The sequence below is a fragment of the Stenotrophomonas sp. A3_2 genome, assembly GCF_036624925.1.
Taxonomy (GTDB): Bacteria; Pseudomonadota; Gammaproteobacteria; order Xanthomonadales; family Xanthomonadaceae; genus Stenotrophomonas; species Stenotrophomonas hibiscicola.
In genome coordinates, this window is the sequence record NZ_JAZKVY010000133.1 from 1 (window position 1) to 586 (window position 586).

Consider the following 586-nt stretch of genomic DNA (forward strand, 5'->3'; position numbering starts at 1 on the left):
AGATCGTCACCCGCATCAAGCAGTCCAGCCGCGCGATCAGCTCGGCCGCCGGCGAGATCGCCTCGGGCAACAGCGATCTGTCGCGCCGTACCGAACAGCAGGCCGCCAACCTGGAGGAAACCGCAGCCTCGATGGAGGAACTGACCTCCACCGTGCGCCAGAACGCCGAACACGCCCGCCAGGCCAACCAGCTCGCCATCGGCGCCCATGGCGTCGCCTCGCAGGGCGGGGAGGTGGTCGGCCAGGTGGTGACCACCATGTCGGCCATCGAAGTCTCGTCGAAGAAAATCGCCGAGATCATCAGCGTCATCGACGGCATCGCGTTCCAGACCAACATCCTGGCACTGAACGCCGCGGTGGAAGCCGCCCGTGCCGGCGAACAGGGCCGTGGCTTCGCCGTGGTTGCCAGCGAAGTGCGTACCCTCGCCCAGCGTTCGGCCGCTGCCGCCAAGGAGATCAAGGGCCTGATCGATGATTCGGTCGGCAAGGTCAACGACGGCTCGGCGCTGGTGCACAAGGCCGGCGCGACCATGGGCGAGATCGTCGCCTCGGTGCAGCGCGTGACCGACATCATGGCCGAGATCTC

At 67.1% G+C, this 586-nt stretch carries 1 protein-coding gene; it reads left to right on the forward strand.

The features are described 5' to 3' along the window. Window positions 1-586, forward strand: a 586-nt coding sequence (locus R5H29_RS03645; protein ID WP_332328754.1) for a methyl-accepting chemotaxis protein, incomplete at both ends; no start/stop codon positions are given.